Annotated in this window: 29 protein-coding genes; all 29 read left to right on the top strand. The window is 51.1% G+C overall.

Translation table 11 applies throughout. The annotated features are described in order from the left end of the window. Positions 1-76: 76 nt before the first annotated feature. The 29 genes from SP99_RS25160 to SP99_RS20285 all read left to right on the top strand — a co-directional run bounded on the left by SP99_RS25160 (position 77) and on the right by SP99_RS20285 (position 15384). Positions 77-1537, top strand: a complete 1461-nt coding sequence (locus SP99_RS25160; protein WP_053060167.1) for a peptidoglycan-binding domain-containing protein — start codon at positions 77-79, stop codon at positions 1535-1537. Further along, complete coding sequence (locus tag SP99_RS20415; RefSeq protein ID WP_047959585.1) at positions 1534-1911, top strand: hypothetical protein; 378 nt, start codon at positions 1534-1536, stop codon at positions 1909-1911. Before SP99_RS25160 ends, SP99_RS20415 begins: the two co-directional genes overlap by 4 nt. Positions 1912-2155: 244 nt before the next feature. Then, positions 2156-2467: a 30S ribosomal protein S10 gene (gene rpsJ / locus SP99_RS20410; RefSeq protein ID WP_001181005.1), complete on the top strand. Its 312-nt coding sequence runs from the start codon at positions 2156-2158 to the stop codon at positions 2465-2467. A 32-nt stretch (positions 2468-2499) separates the two neighbouring features. After that, a complete protein-coding gene (gene rplC, locus SP99_RS20405) occupies positions 2500-3129 on the top strand; it encodes a 50S ribosomal protein L3 (protein ID WP_003863274.1) in 630 nt (209 codons plus the stop codon). A 10-nt stretch (positions 3130-3139) separates the two neighbouring features. Further along, complete coding sequence (rplD, locus tag SP99_RS20400) at positions 3140-3745, top strand: 50S ribosomal protein L4 (RefSeq protein ID WP_000424395.1); 606 nt, start codon at positions 3140-3142, stop codon at positions 3743-3745. Then, on the top strand, positions 3742-4044 hold the full coding sequence (rplW, locus tag SP99_RS20395) for a 50S ribosomal protein L23 (RefSeq protein ID WP_000617546.1): 303 nt from the start codon (positions 3742-3744) through the stop codon (positions 4042-4044). Before rplD ends, rplW begins: the two co-directional genes overlap by 4 nt. 17 nt (positions 4045-4061) lie before the next feature. Further along, on the top strand, positions 4062-4883 hold the full coding sequence (rplB, locus tag SP99_RS20390) for a 50S ribosomal protein L2 (protein WP_008457150.1): 822 nt from the start codon (positions 4062-4064) through the stop codon (positions 4881-4883). A gap of 16 nt (positions 4884-4899) precedes the next feature. Continuing rightward, positions 4900-5178, top strand: coding sequence for a 30S ribosomal protein S19 (gene rpsS, locus SP99_RS20385; RefSeq protein WP_001138117.1), 279 nt, complete (start codon positions 4900-4902; stop codon positions 5176-5178). A 14-nt stretch (positions 5179-5192) separates the two neighbouring features. Next, the gene (gene rplV, locus SP99_RS20380) at positions 5193-5525 is read left to right on the top strand and encodes a 50S ribosomal protein L22 (protein WP_002919773.1); all 333 of its coding nucleotides are present in this window, start codon (positions 5193-5195) and stop codon (positions 5523-5525) included. A gap of 17 nt (positions 5526-5542) precedes the next feature. Next, the gene (rpsC, locus tag SP99_RS20375; protein WP_000529945.1) at positions 5543-6244 is read left to right on the top strand and encodes a 30S ribosomal protein S3; all 702 of its coding nucleotides are present in this window, start codon (positions 5543-5545) and stop codon (positions 6242-6244) included. Positions 6245-6256: 12 nt separating this feature from the next. Beyond that, positions 6257-6667: a 50S ribosomal protein L16 gene (gene rplP, locus SP99_RS20370; RefSeq protein ID WP_002919759.1), complete on the top strand. Its 411-nt coding sequence runs from the start codon at positions 6257-6259 to the stop codon at positions 6665-6667. After that, positions 6667-6858 (top strand): 50S ribosomal protein L29, encoded by a 192-nt coding sequence (gene rpmC / locus SP99_RS20365; RefSeq protein ID WP_013099027.1) that lies wholly within the window; start codon positions 6667-6669, stop codon positions 6856-6858. Before rplP ends, rpmC begins: the two co-directional genes overlap by 1 nt. After that, entirely contained in the window at positions 6858-7112 is a 255-nt protein-coding gene (rpsQ, locus tag SP99_RS20360; RefSeq protein ID WP_008503489.1) for a 30S ribosomal protein S17, read from the top strand. Before rpmC ends, rpsQ begins: the two co-directional genes overlap by 1 nt. 166 nt (positions 7113-7278) lie before the next feature. Continuing rightward, positions 7279-7650: a 50S ribosomal protein L14 gene (gene rplN, locus SP99_RS20355; protein ID WP_002919748.1), complete on the top strand. Its 372-nt coding sequence runs from the start codon at positions 7279-7281 to the stop codon at positions 7648-7650. Positions 7651-7660: 10 nt separating this feature from the next. After that, a complete protein-coding gene (rplX, locus tag SP99_RS20350; protein ID WP_003863287.1) occupies positions 7661-7975 on the top strand; it encodes a 50S ribosomal protein L24 in 315 nt (104 codons plus the stop codon). A gap of 14 nt (positions 7976-7989) precedes the next feature. Further along, positions 7990-8529 (top strand): 50S ribosomal protein L5, encoded by a 540-nt coding sequence (rplE, locus tag SP99_RS20345; RefSeq protein WP_001096202.1) that lies wholly within the window; start codon positions 7990-7992, stop codon positions 8527-8529. Between the two features lie 14 nt (positions 8530-8543). Continuing rightward, complete coding sequence (rpsN, locus tag SP99_RS20340; RefSeq protein WP_003863291.1) at positions 8544-8849, top strand: 30S ribosomal protein S14; 306 nt, start codon at positions 8544-8546, stop codon at positions 8847-8849. Positions 8850-8879: 30 nt separating this feature from the next. Beyond that, positions 8880-9272 carry a 30S ribosomal protein S8 gene (gene rpsH, locus SP99_RS20335; RefSeq protein WP_006178918.1) on the top strand — a complete coding sequence of 131 codons (393 nt, stop codon included), beginning with the start codon at positions 8880-8882 and terminating at the stop codon, positions 9270-9272. Between the two features lie 12 nt (positions 9273-9284). Then, complete coding sequence (rplF, locus tag SP99_RS20330; protein WP_003863296.1) at positions 9285-9818, top strand: 50S ribosomal protein L6; 534 nt, start codon at positions 9285-9287, stop codon at positions 9816-9818. 9 nt (positions 9819-9827) lie between these two features. Further along, positions 9828-10181, top strand: coding sequence for a 50S ribosomal protein L18 (gene rplR / locus SP99_RS20325; RefSeq protein ID WP_003863297.1), 354 nt, complete (start codon positions 9828-9830; stop codon positions 10179-10181). 14 nt (positions 10182-10195) lie between these two features. Then, entirely contained in the window at positions 10196-10696 is a 501-nt protein-coding gene (gene rpsE, locus SP99_RS20320) for a 30S ribosomal protein S5 (RefSeq protein ID WP_003863299.1), read from the top strand. Positions 10697-10702: 6 nt separating this feature from the next. Then, a complete protein-coding gene (rpmD, locus tag SP99_RS20315; protein WP_003863301.1) occupies positions 10703-10882 on the top strand; it encodes a 50S ribosomal protein L30 in 180 nt (59 codons plus the stop codon). A 3-nt stretch (positions 10883-10885) separates the two neighbouring features. After that, positions 10886-11320 (top strand): 50S ribosomal protein L15, encoded by a 435-nt coding sequence (gene rplO / locus SP99_RS20310; protein WP_003863304.1) that lies wholly within the window; start codon positions 10886-10888, stop codon positions 11318-11320. 7 nt (positions 11321-11327) lie between these two features. Next, complete coding sequence (secY, locus tag SP99_RS20305; protein ID WP_003863305.1) at positions 11328-12659, top strand: preprotein translocase subunit SecY; 1332 nt, start codon at positions 11328-11330, stop codon at positions 12657-12659. Between the two features lie 31 nt (positions 12660-12690). Further along, a complete protein-coding gene (gene rpmJ / locus SP99_RS23275; protein WP_000868187.1) occupies positions 12691-12807 on the top strand; it encodes a 50S ribosomal protein L36 in 117 nt (38 codons plus the stop codon). Between the two features lie 146 nt (positions 12808-12953). Then, positions 12954-13310, top strand: a complete 357-nt coding sequence (gene rpsM, locus SP99_RS20300) for a 30S ribosomal protein S13 (protein WP_008503488.1) — start codon at positions 12954-12956, stop codon at positions 13308-13310. A gap of 16 nt (positions 13311-13326) precedes the next feature. After that, a complete protein-coding gene (gene rpsK, locus SP99_RS20295) occupies positions 13327-13716 on the top strand; it encodes a 30S ribosomal protein S11 (protein ID WP_003863312.1) in 390 nt (129 codons plus the stop codon). Between the two features lie 32 nt (positions 13717-13748). Further along, positions 13749-14369 (top strand): 30S ribosomal protein S4, encoded by a 621-nt coding sequence (rpsD, locus tag SP99_RS20290; protein ID WP_004868345.1) that lies wholly within the window; start codon positions 13749-13751, stop codon positions 14367-14369. Positions 14370-14394: 25 nt separating this feature from the next. Then, complete coding sequence (locus SP99_RS20285) at positions 14395-15384, top strand: DNA-directed RNA polymerase subunit alpha (protein ID WP_002919219.1); 990 nt, start codon at positions 14395-14397, stop codon at positions 15382-15384. Positions 15385-15410: the final 26 nt, after the last annotated feature.

Raw genomic sequence — 15410 nt, 5'->3', positions numbered from 1 at the left:
CTGGGTTGGCGGCAAGTGTTTTGCCGCAAGCTTTCACTCTTTAGGAAAAAGATATTGTACAGGGATGTCATTATTCATGGACGAACTTAATGCTATTTATACTACACGGCATCGCCTGTTACGGTGCGCCCTTATTTCAACGCTGAACAACGAACCGTGGCTAATACTGCACGGCGCAAAGGGGGCGGGGAAAAGCTTACTTGCGCGGGGGGTTGTCGCTGCGTGGGCGCATCGCGCTCTGACGCTAGGGCTACTCACCCGTAAAGGATACCAGCAGGAGTGGATAGTGCTGGCGGATACCCAAATCGAGGGCGGCTTAACCGGGCGGGTATTCTCCTTTGGCGCGATCTGGAGTGGACTGTCTGGCGTAATGGGGGAGATGAAGGAAGGCTTACCGCTGTTTGTGCTGGAAGATGGCCAGCGCGCCGGTAACAGGCTGATGTCAACGGTTCAGGATTTTATCGCCATCATGCCAAACGCCCGATTGTTATTAACCGGGACATTTGGTCACCGTTTGCAGCGCCGCCTGCGGAAATTGCACCCGGTATGGTTCGAGATACCTTTCCCGGACAAGGAGGATTGCCGGGAGGTCATTGCTGCTCATGCTGGCATTGAACCTGGGGAGTCGGGTGTACTGGCGGAGCGCTTCGTTAGAGAGGTTATGCGTCGCTGTCACGGCAATCTCCATTTTGTCGCCCGGACAGGAAAATTTATTCGTCGTAATAAAGAAGAGCAGGCTGCTGTTGCGCCGGCGCTACAGCAAGCTGCCTTGCGCTATTTACCCGCGACGCACCATCCTCGCCGGACTTGCCTGGCGTTAGTCGTTGTGGCGGTGCTGTGTGGGGCCGCAGGCCGGTATTTCTCTCATCCTTTGTCCCGCTGGCTGCCGGAGCCAGAGAGCCTGCTGTCCATTGCGTCATCCCGGCCCGCCTCTCCTCCTTTGACATTGACATCAGAGATTATGTCTACCAGTGAATCGCTCGCGTTACTTTATCGTGTTTGGGGTTATGAGGTAGACAACGGTGAAGCATGGTGCGATCAGGCGTACCGGGGCGGGATGGCCTGTCTCTCCGGCAATGACACTCTCGAGACGCTGCAGTACCAGGGCCTTCCCTGGATAGCCACACTGAAAATGGAGACTCTCCTTTTGCCGGTGGTGGTCATTGGAGGAGGGGATAAGACGTTTACCGTGCTTACTGGCAGTCACACGTGGATTGTGGATAAGACCTGGTTTAGCACGGTATGGACGGGAAGCTCGACGCGGATGTGGAAACCCTCGCCAGAGGGTAATGCGAGCATAACAAGGAAAAGCAGTCCCGACGATATTGTCTGGCTCGATACGATGCTGAGCCGGCTGTTAAGCGTTGACGCAGAGGGGACAGGAGAGTGGAGTCCGCTGTTAGCTGAAAAAGTGCGTCAGTTTCAGACCCAACACAAGATTAAAGCGGATGGTGTGATGGGGCAACTCTCGCTTATTCGTCTCTGGCAGGCGCTGGGGGAGAGTCCGACGCTAGCTCAGGATGAGGAAAAGAGATGAGTGATAAAAAAGAAGTGTATCCGTGCGGGGGCCACATTTTTATCCGTCCAGACATGCCGGTGACCTTTTGGCGTTGCGTTTGGGGAGGCTTTCTCTGGCTAACGTACGGTACTGGCTGCGTTTTGACGGGCTATTATATTAGCTGCGGGTTCTCTCTGTCGACTCGCGCAGAGACCGCCCCTCAAGCCTATTACCTGTCAGAGGCACACTATGTCTATAAGAAACGCCCCTTGCCCGTACCCGAAGAAGAGGGGGAAGAGACGGTCTTTGAAGAGCGTGTTGATGAGCCGCCAGCGACGCCAGAGGCACCTGAAATCAACGCCGATCTCCGGGCCCGGGTAAAGCAGGCGATGGCTGATATCGACCGTCAATAAACGGTCTCGTCGAAAGGTTGGTTAATATCGACACAGTCGGCTTGCATTACGTCCGTAAATACGTATAATGCGCGGGCTTGTCGTAATTGACGGCTGGTTCGATATGAACCTGAGTAGCTCATTTTGTTACTCAACAATGCTCCCAATTGGGGAGCTACGTAAGAACGGTTACACTCTCCCATCAATCGTAATGGGTTTGAGGAGTAATCATTTTCGTTTATAAAATAATTGGAGCTCTGGTCTCATGCAGAACCAAAGAATCCGTATCCGCCTTAAAGCGTTTGATCATCGTCTGATCGATCAATCAACCGCGGAAATCGTCGAGACTGCTAAGCGCACTGGTGCGCAAGTCCGTGGTCCGATCCCGCTGCCGACCCGCAAAGAGCGCTTCACCGTTCTGATCTCCCCGCACGTTAACAAAGACGCGCGCGATCAGTACGAAATCCGCACTCACAAGCGTCTGGTTGACATCGTTGAGCCAACTGAGAAAACCGTTGATGCTCTGATGCGTCTGGATCTGGCTGCCGGTGTAGACGTGCAGATCAGCCTGGGTTAATCAGGTCATCGAGCGATTGAGAGGTTGAAACAATGATTGGTTTAGTCGGTAAAAAAGTGGGTATGACCCGCATCTTCACTGAAGATGGCGTTTCTATCCCAGTAACCGTAATCGAAGTTGAAGCAAACCGCGTTACTCAGGTTAAAGATCTGGCTAACGATGGCTACCGCGCTATTCAGGTTACCACTGGTGCTAAAAAAGCTAACCGTGTAACCAAACCAGAAGCGGGTCACTTCGCTAAAGCTGGCGTAGAAGCTGGCCGTGGTCTGTGGGAATTCCGTCTTGCTGAAGGCGAAGAGTTCACCGTAGGTCAGGACATTAGCGTTGAGCTGTTTGCTGACGTTAAAAAAGTTGACGTAACCGGTACCTCTAAAGGTAAAGGTTTTGCTGGTACCGTTAAGCGCTGGAACTTCCGTACCCAGGACGCTACTCACGGTAACTCCTTGTCTCACCGCGTTCCGGGTTCTATCGGTCAGAACCAGACTCCGGGCAAAGTGTTCAAAGGCAAGAAAATGGCAGGTCAGCTGGGCAACGAACGTGTAACCGTTCAGAGCCTGGACGTAGTACGTGTTGACGCTGAGCGCAACCTGCTGCTGGTTAAAGGTGCGGTCCCGGGTGCAACCGGTAGCGACCTGATCGTTAAACCAGCTGTGAAGGCGTAAGGGGATAGCAATGGAATTAGTATTGAAAGACGCGCAGAGCGCGCTGACTGTTTCCGAAACTACCTTCGGTCGTGATTTCAACGAAGCGCTGGTTCACCAGGTTGTTGTTGCTTATGCAGCTGGTGCTCGTCAGGGTACTCGTGCTCAGAAGACTCGTGCTGAAGTAACTGGTTCTGGCAAAAAGCCATGGCGCCAGAAAGGTACCGGCCGTGCGCGTTCAGGTTCTATCAAGAGCCCGATCTGGCGTTCAGGTGGCGTGACCTTCGCTGCGCGTCCACAGGACCACAGTCAAAAAGTTAACAAAAAGATGTACCGCGGCGCGCTGAAAAGCATCCTGTCCGAACTGGTACGTCAGGATCGTCTGATCGTTGTCGAGAAGTTCTCTGTAGAAGCGCCTAAAACTAAGCTGCTGGCACAGAAACTGAAAGACATGGCTCTGGAAGATGTGCTGATCATCACCGGTGAGCTGGACGAGAACCTGTTCCTGGCCGCACGTAACCTGCACAAGGTTGACGTACGCGATGCGACTGGTATCGACCCGGTTAGCCTGATCGCCTTCGACAAAGTCGTAATGACTGCTGATGCTGTTAAGCAAGTTGAGGAGATGCTGGCATGATTCGTGAAGAACGTCTGCTGAAGGTGCTTCGCGCACCGCACGTTTCTGAAAAAGCGTCTACTGCGATGGAAAAAACAAACACCATCGTTCTCAAAGTTGCTAAAGACGCGACCAAAGCAGAGATCAAAGCTGCTGTGCAGAAACTGTTTGAAGTCGAAGTCGAAGTCGTTAACACCCTGGTAGTTAAAGGGAAAGTTAAACGTCACGGACAGCGTATCGGTCGTCGTAGCGACTGGAAAAAAGCTTACGTCACCCTGAAAGAAGGCCAGAATCTGGACTTCGTTGGCGGCGCTGAGTAAGTCGGAGGAGTAATACAATGGCAGTTGTTAAATGTAAACCGACATCTCCGGGTCGTCGCCACGTAGTTAAAGTGGTTAACCCTGAGCTGCACAAGGGCAAACCTTTTGCTCCGTTGCTGGAAAAAAACAGCAAATCCGGTGGTCGTAACAACAATGGCCGTATCACCACTCGTCACATCGGTGGTGGCCACAAGCAGGCTTATCGTATTGTTGACTTCAAACGCAACAAAGACGGTATCCCAGCAGTTGTTGAACGTCTTGAGTACGATCCGAACCGTTCCGCGAACATCGCGCTGGTTCTGTACAAAGACGGCGAACGCCGTTACATCCTGGCCCCTAAAGGCCTGAAAGCTGGCGACCAGATTCAGTCTGGCGTTGATGCTGCAATCAAAGCAGGCAACACCCTGCCGATGCGCAATATCCCGGTTGGTTCTACCGTTCATAACGTAGAAATGAAACCAGGTAAAGGCGGTCAGCTGGCGCGTTCCGCGGGTACTTACGTTCAGATCGTTGCGCGTGACGGTGCTTATGTCACCCTGCGTCTGCGTTCTGGTGAAATGCGTAAAGTCGAAGCAGACTGCCGCGCTACTCTGGGCGAAGTTGGCAATGCTGAGCATATGCTGCGCGTTCTGGGTAAAGCAGGTGCTGCACGCTGGCGTGGTGTTCGTCCTACCGTTCGCGGTACTGCGATGAACCCAGTCGACCACCCACATGGTGGTGGTGAAGGTCGTAACTTTGGTAAGCACCCGGTATCTCCGTGGGGCGTTCAGACCAAAGGTAAGAAGACCCGCAGCAACAAGCGTACTGATAAATTTATCGTACGTCGCCGTAGCAAATAATTTTAGAGGATAAGCCATGCCACGTTCTCTCAAGAAAGGTCCTTTTATTGACCTGCACTTGCTGAAGAAGGTAGAGAAAGCGGTGGAAAGCGGAGACAAGAAGCCCCTGCGCACTTGGTCCCGTCGTTCAACGATCTTTCCTAACATGATCGGTTTGACCATCGCTGTCCATAATGGTCGTCAGCACGTTCCAGTCTTTGTTACCGACGAAATGGTTGGTCACAAACTGGGTGAATTCGCACCGACTCGTACTTATCGCGGCCACGCTGCTGATAAAAAAGCGAAGAAGAAATAAGGTAGGAGGAAGAGATGGAAACTTTAGCTCAACATCGCCATGCTCGTTCTTCTGCTCAGAAGGTTCGCCTTGTTGCTGACCTGATTCGCGGTAAGAAAGTGTCGCAGGCCCTGGACATCCTGACCTATACCAACAAGAAAGCTGCGGTATTGGTCAAGAAAGTACTGGAATCTGCCATTGCTAACGCTGAACACAACGATGGCGCTGACATCGACGATCTGAAAGTTGCGAAAATTTTCGTAGATGAAGGCCCAAGCATGAAGCGCATTATGCCGCGTGCGAAAGGTCGTGCAGATCGCATCCTGAAGCGCACCAGCCACATTACTGTGGTTGTGTCCGATCGCTGAGACTCTGGAGACTAGCAATGGGTCAGAAAGTACATCCTAATGGTATTCGCCTGGGTATTGTAAAACCATGGAACTCTACCTGGTTTGCGAACACCAAAGAATTCGCTGACAACCTGGACAGCGATTTTAAAGTACGTCAGTACCTGACTAAGGAACTGGCTAAAGCGTCTGTATCTCGTATCGTTATCGAGCGTCCAGCTAAGAGCATCCGTGTGACTATTCACACTGCTCGTCCTGGCATCGTTATCGGTAAGAAAGGCGAAGACGTAGAAAAACTGCGCAAGGTCGTAGCGGATATCGCTGGCGTTCCTGCACAGATCAATATCGCTGAAGTTCGTAAGCCTGAACTGGACGCTAAATTGGTTGCTGACAGCATCACTTCTCAGCTGGAACGTCGTGTTATGTTCCGTCGTGCTATGAAGCGTGCTGTACAGAACGCAATGCGTCTGGGCGCTAAAGGTATCAAAGTTGAAGTTAGCGGCCGTCTGGGCGGCGCGGAAATCGCACGTACCGAATGGTACCGTGAAGGTCGCGTACCGCTGCACACTCTGCGTGCTGACATCGACTACAACACCTCTGAAGCGCACACCACTTACGGTGTAATCGGCGTTAAGGTATGGATCTTCAAAGGTGAGATCCTGGGTGGTATGGCTGCTGTTGAACAACCGGAAAAACCGGCTGCTCAACCTAAAAAGCAGCAGCGTAAAGGCCGTAAATAAGGAGCGTCGCTGATGTTACAACCAAAGCGTACAAAATTCCGTAAAGTGCACAAAGGCCGCAACCGTGGTCTGGCGCAGGGTACGGATGTTAGCTTCGGCACTTTCGGTCTGAAAGCTGTTGGCCGTGGTCGTCTGACTGCACGTCAGATCGAAGCAGCACGTCGTGCAATGACCCGTGCAGTTAAGCGTCAAGGTAAGATCTGGATCCGTGTATTCCCGGACAAACCGATCACCGAGAAGCCGCTGGAAGTTCGTATGGGTAAAGGTAAAGGTAACGTGGAGTACTGGGTTGCCTTGATCCAACCGGGCAAAGTCCTGTATGAAATGGACGGTGTTCCGGAAGAGCTGGCCCGTGAAGCCTTCGGCCTGGCAGCAGCGAAACTGCCTATCAAAACCACCTTTGTAACTAAGACGGTGATGTAATGAAAGCAAAAGAGCTGCGTGAAAAGAGCGTTGAAGAGCTGAACGCTGAGCTGCTGAACCTGCTGCGTGAGCAGTTCAACCTGCGTATGCAGGCTGCAAGTGGCCAGCTGCAACAGACTCACCTGCTGAAGCAAGTGCGTCGCAATGTTGCACGCGTTAAGACTTTACTGACTGAGAAGGCGGGTGCGTAATGACCGATAAAATCCGTACTCTGCAAGGTCGTGTTGTTAGCGACAAAATGGAGAAATCCATCGTTGTTGCTATCGAACGCATTGTGAAACACCCGATCTACGGTAAATTCATCAAGCGTACGACCAAACTGCACGTACATGACGAGAACAACGAATGTGGTATCGGCGACAAGGTTGAAATCCGTGAATGCCGTCCACTGTCCAAGACTAAGTCCTGGACGCTGGTTCGCGTTGTAGAGAAAGCGGTTCTGTAATACAGTACGCGTTCTCAATACGAATAAACGGCTCAGCGATGAGCCGTTTATTTTTTCTACCCATATTGCAGAAGCGGTGTTATAATGCCGCGCCCTCGATATGGGGCTTTTTAACGGCTCTGATTTTAGAGTCTCAGGTAGTAGTTGACATTAGCGGAGCACTAAAATGATCCAAGAACAGACTATGCTGAACGTCGCCGACAACTCCGGTGCACGTCGCGTAATGTGTATCAAGGTTCTGGGTGGCTCGCACCGTCGCTACGCAGGCGTAGGCGACATCATCAAGATCACTATCAAGGAAGCAATTCCACGTGGTAAGGTCAAAAAAGGTGATGTGCTGAAGGCGGTAGTGGTGCGCACCAAGAAGGGTGTTCGTCGCCCTGACGGTTCTGTCATTCGCTTCGATGGTAATGCATGCGTTATTTTAAACAATAACAGCGAGCAGCCTATCGGCACGCGTATCTTTGGGCCGGTAACTCGTGAACTTCGTACTGAGAAGTTCATGAAAATTATCTCTCTGGCACCAGAAGTACTCTAAGGAGCGAATCATGGCAGCGAAAATCCGTCGTGATGACGAAGTTATCGTGTTAACCGGTAAAGATAAAGGTAAACGCGGTAAAGTGAAAAATGTTCTGTCTTCCGGCAAACTCGTCGTTGAAGGTATCAACCTGGTTAAGAAACATCAGAAGCCGGTTCCGGCCCTGAACCAACCAGGCGGCATCGTTGAAAAAGAAGCTGCTATTCAGGTTTCTAACGTTGCAATCTTCAATGCGGCTACCGGCAAGGCTGACCGTGTAGGCTTTAGATTCGAAGACGGTAAAAAAGTCCGTTTCTTCAAGTCTAACAGCGAAACTATCAAGTAATTTGGAGTAGTACGATGGCGAAACTGCATGATTACTACAAAGACGAAGTAGTTAAGAAACTCATGACTGAGTTTAACTACAATTCTGTCATGCAAGTCCCTCGGGTCGAGAAGATCACCCTGAACATGGGTGTTGGTGAAGCGATCGCTGACAAGAAACTGCTGGATAACGCAGCAGCTGACCTGACAGCAATCTCCGGTCAAAAACCGCTGATCACCAAAGCACGCAAATCAGTTGCAGGCTTCAAAATCCGTCAGGGCTATCCGATCGGCTGTAAAGTAACTCTGCGTGGTGAACGCATGTGGGAGTTCTTTGAGCGCCTGATCACTATTGCTGTTCCACGTATCCGTGACTTCCGTGGCTTGTCCGCTAAGTCTTTCGACGGTCGTGGTAACTACAGCATGGGTGTCCGTGAGCAGATCATCTTCCCAGAAATCGACTACGATAAAGTCGACCGCGTGCGTGGTTTGGATATTACCATTACCACTACTGCGAAATCTGATGAAGAAGGCCGTGCTCTGCTGGCTGCCTTTGACTTCCCGTTCCGCAAGTAAGGTAGGGTTACTGAATGGCTAAGCAATCAATGAAAGCACGCGAAGTAAAGCGCGTAGCTTTAGCTGATAAATTCTTCGCTAAACGCGCTGAACTGAAAGCGATCATTTCTGATGTGAACGCTTCCGACGAAGATCGTTGGAATGCGGTTCTCAAGCTGCAGTCTCTGCCGCGTGATTCCAGCCCGTCTCGTCAGCGTAACCGCTGTCGTCAAACAGGTCGTCCACATGGTTATGTGGGCAAGTTTGGGTTGAGCCGTATCAAACTGCGTGAAGCCGCTATGCGCGGTGAAGTGCCAGGCTTGAAAAAGGCTAGCTGGTAATTACCAATTGAATCACGGGAGTAAAGACAGATGAGCATGCAAGATCCGATCGCGGATATGCTGACCCGTATCCGTAACGGTCAGGCCGCGAACAAAGTTGCGGTCACCATGCCTTCCGCCAAGCTGAAAGTGGCAATTGCCAACGTGCTGAAGGAAGAAGGTTTTATCGAAGATTTTAAAGTTGAAGGCGACACCAAGCCGGAACTGGAACTTACTCTCAAGTATTTCCAGGGTAAAGCTGTTGTAGAAAGCATTCAGCGTGTCAGCCGCCCAGGCCTGCGCATCTATAAGAAAAAAGATGAGCTGCCAAAAGTTATGGCTGGTCTTGGTATCGCAGTTGTTTCTACCTCTAAAGGTGTTATGACTGATCGTGCAGCGCGCCAGGCTGGTCTTGGTGGCGAAATTATCTGCTACGTAGCCTAATCGGAGGAAAGAATGTCTCGTGTTGCTAAAGCACCGGTCGTTATTCCTGCCGGCGTTGATGTAAAAATCGACGGTCAGGTTATTACGATCAAAGGTAAAAACGGCGAGCTGACTCGTACCCTCAACAAAGCTGTTGAAGTTAAACATGCAGATAACGCTCTGACCTTCGGTCCACGTGATGGTTTCGTGGATGGTTGGGCTCAGGCTGGTACCGCGCGTGCCCTGCTGAACTCAATGGTTGTTGGTGTTACCGAAGGCTTCACTAAAAAGCTTCAGCTGGTTGGTGTAGGTTATCGTGCAGCTATCAAAGGGAATGCAGTAGGCCTGTCTCTGGGCTTCTCACACCCTGTTGAGCATCCGCTGCCGGCCGGTATCACTGCAGAATGCCCGACTCAAACTGAAATCGTGCTGAAAGGCGCTGATAAACAGCTGATCGGTCAGGTTGCAGCAGATCTGCGCGCCTACCGTCGTCCTGAGCCTTACAAAGGCAAGGGTGTTCGTTACGCCGACGAAGTCGTGCGTACCAAAGAGGCTAAGAAGAAGTAAGGTAACACTATGGATAAGAAATCTGCTCGTATCCGTCGTGCGACCCGCGCACGCCGCAAGCTCAAAGAGCTGGGTGCAACTCGCCTGGTGGTACATCGTACCCCGCGTCATATTTACGCACAGGTAATTGCTCCGAACGGTTCTGAAGTTCTGGTAGCTGCTTCTACTGTAGAAAAAGCTATCTCAGAACAATTGAAGTACACCGGTAACAAAGACGCCGCTGCAGCTGTAGGTAAAGCTGTTGCTGAACGCGCTCTGGAAAAAGGCATCAGCAATGTTTCCTTTGACCGTTCCGGGTTCCAATATCATGGTCGTGTCCAGGCACTGGCAGATGCTGCCCGTGAAGCTGGCCTTCAGTTCTAAGGTAGAGGTGTAAGATGGCTCACATCGAAAAACAGGCTGGCGAACTGCAGGAAAAGCTGATCGCGGTAAACCGCGTATCTAAAACCGTTAAAGGTGGTCGTATTTTCTCCTTCACAGCTCTGACTGTAGTAGGCGATGGTAACGGTCGCGTTGGTTTTGGTTACGGTAAAGCGCGTGAAGTTCCAGCAGCGATCCAGAAAGCGATGGAAAAAGCCCGTCGCAACATGATTAACGTCGCGCTGAACAACGGCACCCTGCAGCACCCTGTAAAAGGTGTTCACACGGGTTCTCGTGTATTCATGCAGCCAGCTTCAGAAGGTACCGGTATCATCGCCGGTGGTGCAATGCGCGCCGTTCTGGAAGTTGCTGGGGTTCATAACGTTCTGGCTAAAGCATATGGTTCCACCAACCCGATCAACGTGGTTCGTGCAACTATTGATGGCCTGGAAAATATGAATTCTCCAGAAATGGTCGCTGCCAAGCGTGGTAAATCCGTTGAAGAAATTCTGGGGTAATTGACCATGGCAAAGACTATTAAAATCACTCAAACCCGCAGTGCAATCGGTCGTCTGCCGAAACACAAGGCAACGCTGCTTGGCCTGGGTCTGCGTCGTATTGGTCATACCGTTGAGCGCGAGGATACTCCTGCTGTTCGTGGTATGGTCAACGCGGTTTACTTCATGGTTAAAGTTGAGGAGTAAGAGATGCGTTTAAATACTCTGTCTCCGGCCGAAGGCTCTAAAAAGGCGGGTAAACGCCTGGGTCGTGGTATCGGTTCTGGCCTCGGCAAAACCGGTGGTCGTGGTCACAAAGGTCAGAACTCTCGTTCTGGCGGTGGCGTACGTCGCGGTTTCGAGGGTGGCCAGATGCCACTGTACCGTCGTCTGCCGAAGTTCGGCTTCACCTCTCGCAAAGCAGCGATCACAGCGGAAATCCGTCTGTCTGACCTGGCGAAAGTTGAAGGCGGCGTTGTAGACCTGAACACGCTGAAAGCAGCTAACATTATCGGTATCCAGATCGAGTTCGCGAAAGTGATCCTGGCTGGTGAAGTGTCTACTCCGGTAACTGTTCGTGGCCTGCGTGTTACTAAAGGTGCTCGTGCTGCTATCGAAGCTGCTGGCGGTAAAATTGAGGAATAAGTAGCAGATGGCTAAGCAACCGGGATTAGATTTTCAAAGTGCCAAAGGTGGATTTGGCGAGCTGAAACGCAGACTGCTGTTTGTTATCGGCGCGCTGATTGTGTTCCGTATTGGCTCTTTTATTCCGATCCCTGGTATCGATGCCGCTGTACTTGCCAAACTGCTTGAGCAACAGCGAGGCACCATCATTGAAATGTTCAACATGTTCTCTGGTGGTGCTCTCAGCCGTGCTTCTATCTTTGCACTGGGTATTATGCCGTACATTTCGGCATCAATTATTATCCAGCTGCTGACGGTCGTTCATCCGGCCCTGGCAGAGTTGAAGAAAGAAGGGGAGTCTGGACGTCGTAAGATTAGTCAGTACACCCGTTACGGTACTCTGGTGCTGGCAATATTCCAGTCGATCGGTATTGCTACCGGTCTTCCGAATATGCCTGGTATGCAGGGCCTGGTATTAAACCCAGGCTTTGCATTCTATTTCACCGCTGTTGTGAGTCTGGTCACAGGGACAATGTTCCTGATGTGGCTCGGCGAACAGATTACTGAGCGTGGTATCGGTAACGGTATCTCAATCATTATCTTCGCCGGTATTGTCGCGGGTCTCCCGCCAGCCATCGCCCATACTATCGAGCAAGCGCGTCAAGGCGACCTGCACTTCCTCCTGTTGCTGTTGGTTGCAGTATTAGTATTTGCAGTGACGTTCTTTGTTGTCTTCGTTGAACGTGGTCAACGCCGCATTGTGGTGAACTACGCTAAGCGTCAGCAAGGTCGTCGTGTCTATGCTGCACAGAGCACACATTTACCGCTGAAAGTGAATATGGCGGGGGTAATCCCGGCGATCTTCGCTTCCAGTATTATTCTGTTCCCGGCAACCATCGCGTCATGGTTCGGGGGCGGTACTGGTTGGAACTGGCTGACAACAATTTCGCTGTATTTGCAGCCTGGGCAACCACTTTATGTGTTACTCTATGCGTCTGCGATCATCTTCTTCTGTTTCTTCTACACGGCGTTGGTCTTCAACCCGCGTGAAACAGCAGATAACCTGAAGAAGTCCGGTGCATTTGTACCAGGAATTCGTCCGGGAGAGCAAACGGCGAAGTATATCGATAAAGTAATGACCCGCCTGACTTTGGTTGGTGCGCTCTATATTACTTTTATCTGCCTGATCCCGGAGTTCATGCGTGATGCAATGAAAGTACCGTTCTACTTCGGTGGGACCTCACTGCTTATCGTTGTTGTCGTGATTATGGACTTTATGGCTCAAGTGCAAACTCTGATGATGTCCAGTCAGTATGAGTCTGCATTGAAGAAGGCGAACCTGAAAGGCTACGGCCGCTAATTGGTCGCCTGAGAAGTTACGGAGAGTAAAAATGAAAGTTCGTGCTTCCGTCAAGAAATTATGCCGTAACTGCAAAATCGTTAAGCGTGATGGTGTCATCCGTGTGATTTGCAGTGCCGAGCCGAAGCATAAACAGCGCCAAGGCTGATTATTTCGCATATTTTTCTTGCAAAGTTGGGTTGAGCTGGCTAGATTAGCCAGCCAATCTTTTGTATGTCTGTACGTTTCCATTTGAGTATCCTGAAAACGGGCTTTTCAGCATGGTGCGTACATATTAAATAGTAGGAGTGCATAGTGGCCCGTATAGCAGGCATTAACATTCCTGATCAGAAACATGCTGTGATCGCATTAACTTCGATCTACGGCATCGGCAAGACCCGTTCTAAAGCCATTCTGGCTGCAGCGGGTATCGCTGAAGATGTTAAGATCAGTGAGCTGTCTGAAGAACAAATCGACACGCTGCGTGACGAAGTTGCCAAATTTGTCGTTGAAGGTGATCTGCGCCGTGAAATCAGCATGAGCATCAAGCGCCTGATGGATCTTGGTTGCTATCGCGGTTTGCGTCATCGTCGTGGTCTGCCAGTGCGCGGTCAGCGTACTAAGACCAACGCACGTACCCGTAAGGGTCCGCGCAAACCGATCAAGAAATAATCGGGGTGATTGAATAATGGCAAAGGCACCAGTTCGTGCACGTAAACGTGTAAGAAAACAAGTCTCTGACGGCGTGGCTCATATCCATGCTTCTTTCAACAACACCATCGTTACTATTACTGATCGTCAGGGTAACGCATTGGGTTGGGCAACAGCCGGTGGTTCCGGTTTCCGTGGTTCTCGCAAATCCACTCCGTTCGCAGCTCAGGTTGCAGCAGAGCGTTGCGCAGAAGCCGTAAAAGAATACGGCATCAAGAATCTGGAAGTTATGGTTAAAGGTCCGGGTCCGGGTCGTGAATCTACTGTTCGCGCTCTGAACGCCGCTGGTTTCCGCATCACTAATATTACTGATGTGACTCCGATCCCTCATAACGGTTGTCGTCCGCCGAAAAAACGTCGCGTATAACGCTCGTTTTTTAGGTTAGTTGGAGATAGAAAATGGCAAGATATTTGGGTCCTAAGCTCAAGCTGAGCCGTCGTGAGGGCACCGACTTATTCCTTAAGTCTGGCGTTCGCGCGATCGATACCAAGTGTAAAATTGAACAAGCTCCTGGCCAGCACGGTGCGCGTAAACCGCGTCTGTCTGACTATGGTGTGCAGTTGCGTGAAAAGCAAAAAGTTCGCCGTATGTACGGTGTGCTGGAGCGTCAGTTCCGTAACTACTATAAAGAAGCAGCACGTCTGAAAGGCAACACAGGTGAAAACCTGCTGGCTCTGCTGGAAGGTCGTCTGGACAACGTTGTATACCGTATGGGCTTCGGCGCTACTCGTGCTGAATCACGTCAGCTGGTTAGCCACAAAGCAATCATGGTAAACGGTCGTGTTGTTAACATCGCTTCTTATCAGGTTAAAGCGAATGACGTTGTTAGCATTCGTGAGAAAGCGAAAAAGCAATCTCGCGTGAAGGCCGCTCTGGAGCTGGCTGAGCAGCGTGAAAAGCCAACCTGGCTGGAAGTTGATGCTGGCAAGATGGAAGGTACGTTCAAGCGTCAGCCAGAACGTTCTGATCTGTCTGCGGACATTAACGAACACCTGATCGTCGAGCTTTACTCCAAGTAAAGCTTAGTACCAAAGAGAGGACACAATGCAGGGTTCTGTGACAGAGTTTCTAAAACCGCGCCTGGTAGATATCGAGCAAGTGAGTTCGACGCACGCCAAGGTGACCCTTGAGCCTTTAGAGCGTGGCTTTGGCCATACTCTGGGTAACGCACTGCGCCGTATTCTGCTCTCATCGATGCCGGGTTGCGCGGTGACCGAGGTTGAGATTGATGGTGTACTTCATGAGTACAGCACCAAAGAAGGCGTTCAGGAAGATATCCTTGAAATCCTGCTCAACCTGAAAGGGCTGGCGGTGAGAGTTCAGGGTAAAGATGAAGTTATTCTTACTCTGAATAAATCTGGCATTGGCCCTGTGACTGCAGCCGACATCACCCACGACGGTGATGTTGAAATCGTCAAGCCGCAGCACGTGATCTGCCACCTGACCGATGAGAACGCAGCTATTAGCATGCGTATCAAAGTTCAGCGCGGTCGTGGTTATGTGCCGGCTTCTGCCCGAATTCATTCGGAAGAAGATGAGCGCCCAATCGGCCGTCTGCTGGTCGACGCATGCTACAGCCCTGTAGAGCGTATTGCCTACAATGTTGAAGCAGCGCGTGTAGAACAGCGTACCGACCTGGACAAGCTGGTCATCGAAATGGAAACCAACGGCACAATCGATCCTGAAGAGGCGATTCGTCGTGCGGCAACCATCCTGGCAGAACAACTGGAAGCTTTCGTTGACTTACGTGATGTTCGTCAGCCGGAAGTGAAAGAAGAGAAACCAGAATTCGATCCGATCCTGCTGCGCCCTGTTGACGATCTCGAATTGACTGTCCGCTCTGCTAACTGCCTCAAGGCAGAAGCTATCCACTATATCGGTGATCTGGTACAGCGTACCGAGGTTGAGTTGCTGAAAACGCCGAACCTGGGTAAAAAATCTCTTACCGAGATTAAAGACGTGCTGGCTTCACGTGGTCTGTCTCTGGGCATGCGCCTGGAAAACTGGCCACCGGCAAGCATTGCTGACGAGTAACCGGATCACAGGTTAAGGTTTTACTG

Origin of the sequence: Enterobacter sp. BIDMC92, from assembly GCF_001030225.1 — a bacterium.
Classification (GTDB): domain Bacteria; phylum Pseudomonadota; class Gammaproteobacteria; order Enterobacterales; family Enterobacteriaceae; genus Enterobacter; species Enterobacter sichuanensis.
This window is presented reverse-complemented; position numbering and strand designations above follow the sequence as displayed.

Bases quoted from the DNA above. Each gene is read 5' to 3' on its own strand.
- SP99_RS25160 (WP_053060167.1), top strand. From the start codon at position 77: ATGGACGAACTTAATGCTATTTATACTACACGGCATCGCCTGTTACGG.
- SP99_RS20415 (WP_047959585.1), top strand. From the start codon at position 1,534: ATGAGTGATAAAAAAGAAGTGTATCCGTGCGGGGGCCACATTTTTATC.
- rpsJ (WP_001181005.1), top strand. From the start codon at position 2,156: ATGCAGAACCAAAGAATCCGTATCCGCCTTAAAGCGTTTGATCATCGT.
- rplC (WP_003863274.1), top strand. From the start codon at position 2,500: ATGATTGGTTTAGTCGGTAAAAAAGTGGGTATGACCCGCATCTTCACT.
- rplD (WP_000424395.1), top strand. From the start codon at position 3,140: ATGGAATTAGTATTGAAAGACGCGCAGAGCGCGCTGACTGTTTCCGAA.
- rplW (WP_000617546.1), top strand. From the start codon at position 3,742: ATGATTCGTGAAGAACGTCTGCTGAAGGTGCTTCGCGCACCGCACGTT.
- rplB (WP_008457150.1), top strand. From the start codon at position 4,062: ATGGCAGTTGTTAAATGTAAACCGACATCTCCGGGTCGTCGCCACGTA.
- rpsS (WP_001138117.1), top strand. From the start codon at position 4,900: ATGCCACGTTCTCTCAAGAAAGGTCCTTTTATTGACCTGCACTTGCTG.
- rplV (WP_002919773.1), top strand. From the start codon at position 5,193: ATGGAAACTTTAGCTCAACATCGCCATGCTCGTTCTTCTGCTCAGAAG.
- rpsC (WP_000529945.1), top strand. From the start codon at position 5,543: ATGGGTCAGAAAGTACATCCTAATGGTATTCGCCTGGGTATTGTAAAA.
- rplP (WP_002919759.1), top strand. From the start codon at position 6,257: ATGTTACAACCAAAGCGTACAAAATTCCGTAAAGTGCACAAAGGCCGC.
- rpmC (WP_013099027.1), top strand. From the start codon at position 6,667: ATGAAAGCAAAAGAGCTGCGTGAAAAGAGCGTTGAAGAGCTGAACGCT.
- rpsQ (WP_008503489.1), top strand. From the start codon at position 6,858: ATGACCGATAAAATCCGTACTCTGCAAGGTCGTGTTGTTAGCGACAAA.
- rplN (WP_002919748.1), top strand. From the start codon at position 7,279: ATGATCCAAGAACAGACTATGCTGAACGTCGCCGACAACTCCGGTGCA.
- rplX (WP_003863287.1), top strand. From the start codon at position 7,661: ATGGCAGCGAAAATCCGTCGTGATGACGAAGTTATCGTGTTAACCGGT.
- rplE (WP_001096202.1), top strand. From the start codon at position 7,990: ATGGCGAAACTGCATGATTACTACAAAGACGAAGTAGTTAAGAAACTC.
- rpsN (WP_003863291.1), top strand. From the start codon at position 8,544: ATGGCTAAGCAATCAATGAAAGCACGCGAAGTAAAGCGCGTAGCTTTA.
- rpsH (WP_006178918.1), top strand. From the start codon at position 8,880: ATGAGCATGCAAGATCCGATCGCGGATATGCTGACCCGTATCCGTAAC.
- rplF (WP_003863296.1), top strand. From the start codon at position 9,285: ATGTCTCGTGTTGCTAAAGCACCGGTCGTTATTCCTGCCGGCGTTGAT.
- rplR (WP_003863297.1), top strand. From the start codon at position 9,828: ATGGATAAGAAATCTGCTCGTATCCGTCGTGCGACCCGCGCACGCCGC.
- rpsE (WP_003863299.1), top strand. From the start codon at position 10,196: ATGGCTCACATCGAAAAACAGGCTGGCGAACTGCAGGAAAAGCTGATC.
- rpmD (WP_003863301.1), top strand. From the start codon at position 10,703: ATGGCAAAGACTATTAAAATCACTCAAACCCGCAGTGCAATCGGTCGT.
- rplO (WP_003863304.1), top strand. From the start codon at position 10,886: ATGCGTTTAAATACTCTGTCTCCGGCCGAAGGCTCTAAAAAGGCGGGT.
- secY (WP_003863305.1), top strand. From the start codon at position 11,328: ATGGCTAAGCAACCGGGATTAGATTTTCAAAGTGCCAAAGGTGGATTT.
- rpmJ (WP_000868187.1), top strand. From the start codon at position 12,691: ATGAAAGTTCGTGCTTCCGTCAAGAAATTATGCCGTAACTGCAAAATC.
- rpsK (WP_003863312.1), top strand. From the start codon at position 13,327: ATGGCAAAGGCACCAGTTCGTGCACGTAAACGTGTAAGAAAACAAGTC.
- rpsD (WP_004868345.1), top strand. From the start codon at position 13,749: ATGGCAAGATATTTGGGTCCTAAGCTCAAGCTGAGCCGTCGTGAGGGC.
- SP99_RS20285 (WP_002919219.1), top strand. From the start codon at position 14,395: ATGCAGGGTTCTGTGACAGAGTTTCTAAAACCGCGCCTGGTAGATATC.